At 68.0% G+C, this 9,357-nt stretch carries 7 protein-coding genes and 1 pseudogene; 1 reads left to right on the top strand and 7 read right to left on the bottom strand.

Annotated elements, in window-relative coordinates:
* The 6 genes and pseudogenes from D7V77_RS37635 to D7V77_RS37610 all read right to left on the bottom strand — a co-directional run.
* Positions 1–336, bottom strand: a pseudogene (locus D7V77_RS37635) (hypothetical protein); the annotation flags it as partial.
* 5 nt (positions 337–341) lie between these two features.
* Positions 342–2,960 (bottom strand): TonB-dependent receptor, encoded by a 2,619-nt coding sequence (locus D7V77_RS37630; protein WP_120581065.1) that lies wholly within the window; start codon positions 2,958–2,960, stop codon positions 342–344.
* Between the two features lie 30 nt (positions 2,961–2,990).
* Complete coding sequence (locus D7V77_RS37625; RefSeq protein WP_120581064.1) at positions 2,991–3,803, bottom strand: OmpA family protein; 813 nt, start codon at positions 3,801–3,803, stop codon at positions 2,991–2,993.
* Positions 3,804–3,922: 119 nt separating this feature from the next.
* The gene (locus tag D7V77_RS37620) at positions 3,923–4,525 is read right to left on the bottom strand and encodes a chalcone isomerase family protein (protein ID WP_233597476.1); all 603 of its coding nucleotides are present in this window, start codon (positions 4,523–4,525) and stop codon (positions 3,923–3,925) included.
* Between the two features lie 157 nt (positions 4,526–4,682).
* Positions 4,683–5,405, bottom strand: coding sequence for a hypothetical protein (locus tag D7V77_RS37615; RefSeq protein WP_120581062.1), 723 nt, complete (start codon positions 5,403–5,405; stop codon positions 4,683–4,685).
* An 8-nt stretch (positions 5,406–5,413) separates the two neighbouring features.
* Positions 5,414–6,049 (bottom strand): hypothetical protein, encoded by a 636-nt coding sequence (locus tag D7V77_RS37610; protein ID WP_147452284.1) that lies wholly within the window; start codon positions 6,047–6,049, stop codon positions 5,414–5,416.
* A gap of 64 nt (positions 6,050–6,113) precedes the next feature.
* Here D7V77_RS37610 and D7V77_RS37605 point away from each other — a divergent pair, with 64 nt between their 5' ends.
* A complete protein-coding gene (locus D7V77_RS37605) occupies positions 6,114–8,279 on the top strand; it encodes a molybdopterin oxidoreductase family protein (RefSeq protein ID WP_120581060.1) in 2,166 nt (721 codons plus the stop codon).
* Positions 8,280–8,286: 7 nt separating this feature from the next.
* Here the strand turns inward: D7V77_RS37605 and D7V77_RS37600 are convergent, their stop codons facing one another.
* The gene (locus tag D7V77_RS37600) at positions 8,287–9,336 is read right to left on the bottom strand and encodes a lysylphosphatidylglycerol synthase domain-containing protein (protein WP_233597477.1); all 1,050 of its coding nucleotides are present in this window, start codon (positions 9,334–9,336) and stop codon (positions 8,287–8,289) included.
* Positions 9,337–9,357: the final 21 nt, after the last annotated feature.

The raw sequence follows: 9,357 nt of genomic DNA, 5'->3' as shown, positions 1-9,357 counted from the left end.
CGCCTGCACCGCCGGGTCACTCAACGACAACACCCCGCCCGGCAACGGCACCCCGCTGTCCCCCGGACACGCCACGTCCCCGTAGGGATTCACGTCCGGCCGGCACAGCGCGTACGTCACCGTCACCGGACGCGCGTCCGGCGTCACCGCCAACGCACTGAACGTCACCGGCGGCGGCAGCGTGGAGGCGTTCGGATCCAACGCCAGCTCCGGCGGCTCCGCCTTGATGCCGAGCACGCGCACGCTGCGAATCTCACTCTGGGCTTCGAAGTCGGGGCCACTGCACGCGCTCGACCCCAGCAATGCAATGACAGACAGCAGGACGGGAGTGCGCATGGCGTTCAGAAGGCTCCCTTCAAGCCGAGCACGGGCAGGATGGGCAGGCCCTTGAAGTACTCGCGCTTGGAATAGTTGTAGTTGTAGGCCACGCCCTCGACCGACTGGTTGTTGTACGCGTTCGTCAGGTCCAGGTAGAGGTCCAGGTTCCAGGTGTCGAAGATGAGGTTCTTGTCCACGCGGATGTCCAGCTGGTTGAACGACGGCAGCCGCTGGGAATTGACCAGCCCGTAGTACGGGATGAACACGTCCGTCGTGTCGTCGCGCTTGGAGCCCAGCACCGGCGTCGTCGGGTTGCCGGACGCGAAGCGGAACCGCGCGCCCACCTCCCAGCCCTTCGGCAGCTTGTAGCTGGCGATGGCCGTCAGCACGTGCGTCTGGTCGTTGTCGAACTTGCGCCAGCGCGCTCCCGGCGCGTCCCGGCGCTCGCTGCGGCTGAGCGTGTACGAAATCCAGCCGAACAGCCGGTCCGTCAGCGCCCGGCGCACCAGCAGCTCGAAGCCATAGATGCGCCCCACGCCTCCGTTCTTCAGGTTCTCAGGCACGGACTCGCCGTCGCGCACGACGCGCGCGTTCGAGCGGACGATGAGGTCATCCAGGTCGTTGTAGAAGACCTCGCTGCCCACGAACCACTCCGGCCGCGCCTGCCACTCCGCACCCACGCTGTACTGGAGCGACCGCTTCGCCCCCAGGTCCGGATTGCCGAACCCCGGCGACGGCTCATCCTGCACCGGAGGGCTGTGGTAGACGCCCGCGCCGCCCTTCAGCGTCAGCGTCTCCGTGAGCGCGTAGCGCACCGCGAGCCGAGGGTTCACCGTGCGCTTCACCTCCTGCTGGTCCGTGAAGAGGTAGCTCTCCGTGCGCACGCCCGGCACCACCAGCAAGTCTTTGATGGGCCGCCACCGCACCTCCGCCCAGGCGGACGGGTAGTACTGGGTGAACTTCCCGTCGATGTTGATGAGGTCCTCCGTCACCAGCGGCGACGGCGGCTCGCCCTCGCGCGGCGGCTGCTGGATGCTGGCCGTCACGTTCGCCAGGTTCGCCACCACGTCCAGACCGCCCGCGACCATCACGCTGTCGTTGAACGCGTACTCCACCGTGGGCCGCAGATACAGGTCCGTGGACGCGATGCGCAGCCCGCGCTCGCCAATCTGGAAGTCCAGGATGGTGTTGCCCACGAGCCCATGCGTGTCGACCGTCAGCCTGCCCTCGCGGAACTGGTGCCGCAGGCGCAGCTGGTTGAAGCCCGTCGTCACATCCAGGCCGCCATTGACGGACGGGTCGCCATCCGCCGGCTGGTCCAGGAGCAATGCCAGACGGTCGCGTGACGTCAGGCCCTGCAGCGTGAAGGTGTGGCGGCTGCTCGGCTTCCACACCAGCTTCGCCTGCGCGTCGTAGTAGCGCGGCGCCACCTGGAGGCTGTCGTCGTCGAACGGCACCGCCTTGAGCACCAGGTCGATGTACGAACGCCGGCCGCCAATCGCGAAGCTCAGCGTGTCCGTGATGGGGCCTTCAATCACCGCGTTGGACTCAATGAGGCTGATGCCCACCGTGGCGTGGTAGCGGTCCGTGCGGGGCTCGCGGCTGCGCACGTTGATGACGCCGCCGGTGATGTCGCCGTAGTACGCGGAGAAGTTGCCGGGCAGGTAGTCCACCGCCTCCAGCAGGTCCGAGTTGTACACGGAGGTGAGGCCACCGAAGTGGTACAGGATGGGGATGCGCAGGCCGTCCAGGAAGACGCCGGACTCCTGCGGGCTGGTGCCTCGGATGACCAGCGCGCCGCCGTTGAACGCGGGCCGCGCCACGCCCGGCAGGTTCTGCACCACCTTGAGCGTGTCACCCTGCGTGCCCGGTATGCGCTGCACCTCCGCCACCGAGATGGTCGTGCGCGTCACCTCCTTGCGCTCGCGGTCGCTGCGGACCACCGTCTCGTATTGGCTGAAGATGCGCTTCTGCACGTAGTACGTGGCCCGCGTCTCCTTGCCCTCTTCAATCGTCTCCTGCGTCTTGAAGCGGTCGTAGTTGCCCAGCACCACGACGACCGGGTGCGTGCCCACGGGGACGCCTCGGAAGGAGAAGCGCCCTTCGCCGTCCGTGACGGTGGAGCGGTCCAACTCCGTGAGCACCACCTCCGCGCCCACCAGGGGCTTGCGCGTGCCGCGCTCCACCGCCTGGCCGCTGAAGTTCACCGGCCCCCGAGGCTCCGCGACGCCGCCGTCCGGCGAGGCCTCCGGCTGCGGCTCCGGCGCGCGGAAGACGAACTGGTAGGCGTACTGGATGCGCACCGGCGCGGGGACGTTGTCCACCTCCGCGGGCTCGAACTGGAACTGCTTCACCGCTTCCGTGGCGGCCTCGTCGAAGCCGTGGCCCGCGGGCTGGGTGATTTCGACATTCGTGACGGCGCCCGTCTCCGAGATGTCGATGAACATCACCACCGTGCCCTCGAGCTGCTGGGCGGCGGCATCCGGCGGGTAGGCCGCTTCGACCTGACGCAGGAGGGCGGGCGGCTTCGTCAGCACGCCCGTGGGAGCGCCAGCATCGCCGGCGAGAGTTCCTGCGTCCGGAGCCTGTGCCACGGCTCCGGTCGCAAGCAATACACAGACGACGCAGAGGAGCGTTCTCATGAAGGGTGCGCGGGTCTCCCGCGCCCCCTCCTAGCGCCCCCCGAGGCCGGGGGCGAGCACGATTTCGATGCGCCGGTTCTGGCTCTTGTGCTCCGGCGTGTCGTTGGGAACGAGCGGCTGGTACTGCCCGTACCCCGCCGCGGACAGCATGGTCGGGTCCACGCCAGAGTCCTGAAGCGAACGAACCACCGCCATCGCGCGCGCCAGGCTCAGCTCCCAGTTGGTGGCGAACTGTCCGCCGCCGGTGGGCACGTCGTCCGTGTGGCCTTCCACGCGCACGATGCGGCCCTTCACCGTCTTGAGCGCGTCGGCGATCTTCACCAGCGCGTCCTGCCCTTCCTTGCCCACGCGCGCGGAGCCGGACGCGAAGAGGATCTTGTCCTTGAGCTGCACGGTCATCCGGCCCTTCATCTCCGACAGCTCGATCTTGCCGTCGGAAATCTCCTGCTTGAGGGACTGGGCCAGGTTCTCGTACTCGGAGCTCTTCTTCTCCAGCTCCTCCTTCGCCTGCGCGAGCTTCTTGGCGTTGCGCCCCAGCTCGTCGTTGAGCGCGGCCAGCTGCGCGTTCTTCTCCTCCAGGGCGCGGCGCTCGGCCGCGGCGCCGGTGAGGCGGTTCTCGGAGGCGTTGAGGCGCGTCTCCAGCGCGGTCTTCTCCTGCTCCAGCGCGGCCTGCTTCTCCTCCAGCTCCTTGATTTTCGCCTCGGCGGCCGCGCGGGCCGCCTTCTCATCCGTGAGGTTCTTCGTCAGCCCTTCCGCCTCCAGGGCCTTCTCGTTGAACTTCCCCTGCGAGACGCAACCCGTGGAAAGGGCAACGAGGGCAGCCAGAACCAGACGTGTCCGCATAGGTGCGATTCCTCCTGACAAGGATGTTGGTGGGTCCGAGATTACCGCTCTCGGGCCCGCAGCCTAGGAGAAACGCGCATCCAATTTGAGGCCAAAGCTTCCCCGCCCGACGAGCGGCCCTACTTGGGGAAGATGGGGTGGGTGTCCAGCCAGGAGCTGAAGAGGGCGTCGGCGAAGGACTTGCCGGGGATGTGGACCCCGCCGGACGCGCCGCCGGAGACGTGGAGGCCGGAGCCGGGCAGGTAGGTCAGGACGAGGTCGTCGCCCTTGCGCACGTCATGGAGGGACGACAGCAGCTTCTCCAGGGACTGGTTGAGGGCGTCCTGGCGCATGGCCGGGTTCTGGCGGAGGCCCTCGCGGAAGCTGCCCACGAGCTGGTCCTTGCTGATGGTGCGCAGGAAGCGGAAGTGCAGTCGTTTCAGGCTGTTGGACGACACAGCCTCCTTGAAGCAGGTGGGCTCCTCCTCCATGTAGAGGCTCCACACGTACACGTTGAAGAAGAGCTTCTTCTTCAGCTCCATGTGGGTGAGCGCCAGTGTGCGCCCCTCCACCTGGAGGGAATCCGGCATGTTGACCCCGCCCGCCTGTCCCGCATGGGCGGCAGCGCCCACCAGCAGGAGCATCCCCAGCGCGAGCCCTCGCGCCCCCTTTTTCAACGCCGTCCCCATCATCGCCTTCCCCTTCACCCTCTTCCCAACGCCGGTGATCGCAACGGTGCGCATGCTCTTAAAAACCGCCACCGGTCACGATCATTGGTTTGTGCACCATTGGACGGCAACCGGAGGCCCAAGGCAAGGCTGTTGGGGGCTCAAGTGACTCCCCGGTTGTCCGGCGGACAGGGCGGATGGCGCGGGGTGTCATGAAACCCGGGAGCTGAGCTTACTCCGGAAGCGGGTTGGGGCGGGCCAGCGATTCGCGGAACTCGTCGATGAGCGTCCAGTACAGCGCCCATGCCTCCGGGTCGCCGCCGGCTGCCTTGTGGATGGCGGCGGCCGGACCGCAGGAGGTGCTCCAGCCTCGGGTCTCGGAGAGGTACGCCCCGAACTTCACGGGGAAGTCGAGCCCTGGCTCCAGAATCCCGTGGTGGTGCAATGCGCATGAGTAGCCCCACAGCATCTGCTCCAGGCTTCGCAGATGCACCAAGCCCAGAGGCTCGTTGCCAGGCACATACATGGACGGGCGCTGACGAACGCCGTCCAGCAACTTGAAGATGTCCGAGTGGATCATCTTCGCGACGTCCATCCGCTCTGCTTCATCGCGCAGGGCCTTCAGATGCTGCGCCGCTTCGCGAAGCGCCTGCCGGAAGGCAGCGACATCCCGCACCCGTGCCACCTGATCCTCGTACGTGATCACCAGCACGCCTTCGTCGTGAGCGAAGCTCAGGGCATCGGGTTCCCAGAGCAACTTCACCCGCACGGGTGACTCGTGCTGGAGCCGCTTCAGCCCCACGTCCAGGGCCCACAGCCAGGCATTGATGTATGTCTGTTCGTCCTGGATTCGCCCTTCGTCGCCCATGACACGGATGGACCCCATAAGGGCGTAGGGCGAGGCAGCTTCGGGCTTGAGCTCCAGGTGAATGAATCGATTGGAGTGGGAAATCATGTGACCTCTCATGGGTCCGGATGCACCGCCCGGAACATCACCTGAAACCCAATGCTTTTGCGTGCGCGAGACATCAGCCGGTAGAGGTGCCCCGCCTCATCCAGTTTCTCCAGGCTCATGTAGTCGCCGTACGTGATGAACTGGGCAATGCGCCAGATCTCCGAACTGAACTCAGGACCCGCGGGGCCTGTGACCACGTGGTTCCCGCCGTCCTCACTTGTCCGCTTCCAGCCGGGTTTGAGGAGGAAGTCGAGTTCGATGGAGACGCCTTGCAGGGAGCTCTCTTCCCAGGTGCGCGCCATCGTCACGTCGCGGGCCACGACGTAGCCGCCCATCCCCACGGACGGCTCGAACTCGTACAGGGCAAGCTCACCCGCGAGGACCTTCTGCGTCCGCACGGCATCCAACCCACACTCCGCGCAGCGCTCGGCGGCTCCGTCCATCCCCGCTCGCCATTCGCGGATGTCGAAGAGCACGTTCTGCGTCCCGAGCCTCTCCAGGGACCATTCCTCCACACCCTGGAAGTCAAACCAGACGGTTTCGCGGGTGTGCAGGACCAGCTCCACCTGCAGGAACATCTTCTCCCGATCCATCCGTACGCCCGTGACCTCGGCGTCGTGGACCGACACGTTCAGGAAAGCCATCGTGGGGAACAGTCTGTCACCCAATGGCCCCACACGGGGAAGAGCCGGCGTAGGCTCTCCGTCCATGAGCGCTTCCGTCCATTTCCGCACCTGCAATCTCTGTGAAGCCATGTGCGGCGTGCGCATCGAAGTGGCGGACGGGCGCATCACGTCCATCAAGGGGGACGCGGAGGACCCGTTCAGCCGGGGCCACATCTGTCCCAAGGCCGTGGCGCTCCGCGACCTGCACGAGGATCCGGACCGGCTCCGCCATCCCATGAAGCGCACCGCTTCCGGCTGGGAGCGCGTGTCCTGGGAGGACGCGTTCCGCGACATCACGCAGCGGCTCCATGACCTCCAGAAGGAGCATGGACCGAACGCCGTGGGCGCGTACCTGGGCAACCCCAACGTCCACAACCTGGGCGCGATGATGTTCGGGCCCGGGCTGCTTCGCGCGCTGCGCTCGCGCAACCGGTTCTCCGCCACCTCCGTGGACCAGCTTCCTCATCAGCTCGCGGCCCACCTCATGTTCGGCCACCAGTTGCTGGTGCCCATCCCGGACATCGACCGCACCCGGTACATGCTCGTCCTGGGCGCGAACCCGCTCGCGTCCAATGGCAGCCTGATGACGACGCCGGACGTGCGCGCCCGGCTGCGTGCCATCCAGGAGCGAGGCGGCAAGGTCGTCGTCATCGATCCCCGCCGCACGGAGACGGCGGTCATCGCCGACCAGCACGTCTTCGTCCGGCCCGGCACCGACGCGCTCGCCCTCTTCTCCCTGCTGCATGTCGTGCTGGAGGGAAACGCGCACCGCATGGGACGGCTCGCGGAGTTCGTGGACGGATTGGACACCGTGCTGCCGCTCGTCCGGGACTTCCCTCCGGAGCGCACGGCGCCTCATACGGGCATCGCACCGGGGGTGCTTCGCGGCATCGCCCGGGACTTCCTCGCCGCTGACGGGGCTGTCTGCTACGGGCGTGTCGGTGTGTCCACGCAGCCGTTCGGCTCGCTCTGCCAATGGCTCATCAACGTCCTCAACATCGTCACCGGAAACCTGGACCGTGAGGGCGGCGCGCTCTTCACCCTTCCTGCCTTCGACCTCATTGGCGGGCCTCGCGCGTTCGGCGTCAGCCCTGGCAGCCATGGCCGCTGGAAGAGCCGGGTGCGTGGCCTGCCGGAGTCCTCCGGTGAGCTTCCCGTCGCCGCGCTCGCGGAGGAGATCCTCACCCCGGGCGAGGGCCGCATCCGCGCGCTCATCACCCTGGCCGGCAACCCCGTGCTGTCCACGCCCAATGGCACGCAGCTGGACACCGCGCTGGGGCAGCTCGACTTCATGGTGAGCGTGGATCCGTATCTCAACGAGACCACCCGCCACGCCCACTACATCCTGCCGCCCGCGTCGCTGCTGGAGCGAGGACACTACGACCTCGTCTTCCACGTGCTCGCCGTGCGCAACACGGCGAAGTATTCGCCGCCGGTGTTCCCAGCCGGTCCGGACTCGCGGCAGGACTGGGAGATCCTCCTGGAGCTCCAGCACCGGCTGGAGACCCTGCGCAAGGGACGGAGCGTTCGCGCACTGCTCCAGTACCAGGCCCTCAAGCGCATGGGGCCGGAGCGCATCCTCGACCTGGGCCTGCGCATGGGGCCCTATGGCTCGCGCTTCCATCCGCTCAAGAAGCACGGCCTGTCGCTCGCGAAGCTTCGCGCCGCGCCGCATGGAATCGACCTGGGCCCGATGAAGCCCAGCCTGCCCGGCAGGCTCCGCAACCGCTCCAAGCGCATCCAACTGGCACCGGAGCTGCTCGTCGCGGACGTGGCCCGGCTTCGTGCCGCGTTCCCGGACGACGCGGCACCTCGCGAGGGCGAACTGCTGCTCATCGGCAGGCGGCACCTGCGCGACAACAACTCGTGGATGCACAACGTGCCGGGGCTCGTGAAGGGCCGTCCCCGCTGCACGCTCATGGTCCACCCGGACGACGCCTCACGCATAGGGCTCGCGGATGGCGCCAACGCCACCATCCGCTCACGCGTGGGAGAGGTCACCGTGCCCGTCGCCGTCACCGCCGATGTGATGCCCGGCGTCGTCAGCCTGCCGCATGGCTACGGGCACCAGCGCCCAGGCATCCGCCAGCAGGTCGCCAGCGCGCACGCGGGTGCCAGCATCAACGACCTCACGGATGACCAGGCGCTGGACGCCGTCAGCGGCAACGCCGCGTTCAGCGGGACACCGGTCCAGGTCCGACCGGCCTGAGCCTCTTTCAGCGGTACACGGGCGCGGACAGCACGGGCGGCACCACCGGCGCGGCGGCCGCCACCTTCGCCTTCGCGCGCCACACCAGCGGCGTGAGCGCTCCCACCAGCACGAACACCGCCTGCACCGTGTGCGCGAGCAGCGCGATGGACATCGCCTTCGCGGCCGTCGTCCCCATCGCTCCCGCCGCCAGCGAGAACATCCCGTCCGTCACGCCCACCTGCCCCGGCACCAGCGAGCCCATCGCCAGCGCCACCAGGTAGAGCCCCTGCGTGAACAGCGCCTGCACCACCGACGCGTCGATGCCCACCGCGTGCGCCAGCACCGCGTACTGCATCACCTGCAACACGCGGCTGCCCAGGAAGGCCAGCATCGGCCGCCACGGACACAGCCCTCCGGCGCACACCGATGCCTGGAACGCCTCCGCGTGCTCGCCCCATTTTCCGCACCGCCTGCGCATCCACGTGCCCAGCCGCTTCGTCCGGAGCCCCGCGCGCACGCCCAGCGACGCGAGCAGCAACACGACGCCGTGCACCAGCATCGCCACCGTGAACGTGCTCCAGCCCGTCATCAGATATGCCGCCAGCGCGCACGGGAAGGAGATGAGCCCTCCGGCTCCCAGCGACGCCGACTGCGACGTGGCCGCCGCCGCCGTCGCGGCCGCGCCTCCCGTGTATGGCGTCAGCAGCGTGGCCTTCGTCGCCTCCGCCGCCGTTCGGCCCGCGGGCGCCATGCTCGACACGGCGGTTCCAATCAGCTGCGCTCGCACCAACACCGACAACGGCACCTGCCGTGCACGCGCGCCGTAGGACAGCCGCGTCGCCGTGGCGTCACACGCCTGGCGTCCCAGTTCGATGAACACCACCCAGGGGAGCAGCGGCAGCGCGTCCAGGAGCGTGGTCTTCAGCTCGCCCGCGCCGGCCTTGTGCACCAGGGTCCCCAACATCCCCAGGCCGCCCATCGCGAACACCGGCTTGAGTACCGTCAGCAGTCTGCGTCTCCAGACGCACGGTGAGGCGGAAAGCCCCTCCCCTGCGGCGGCCCCCGGCCCGGCCAGGGCCCCTTCGCGGTGCTCGTT

This window comes from Corallococcus sp. CA041A (genome assembly GCF_003612075.1).
GTDB classification, from domain to species: domain Bacteria; phylum Myxococcota; class Myxococcia; order Myxococcales; family Myxococcaceae; genus Corallococcus; species Corallococcus exiguus.
This window is presented reverse-complemented; position numbering and strand designations above follow the sequence as displayed.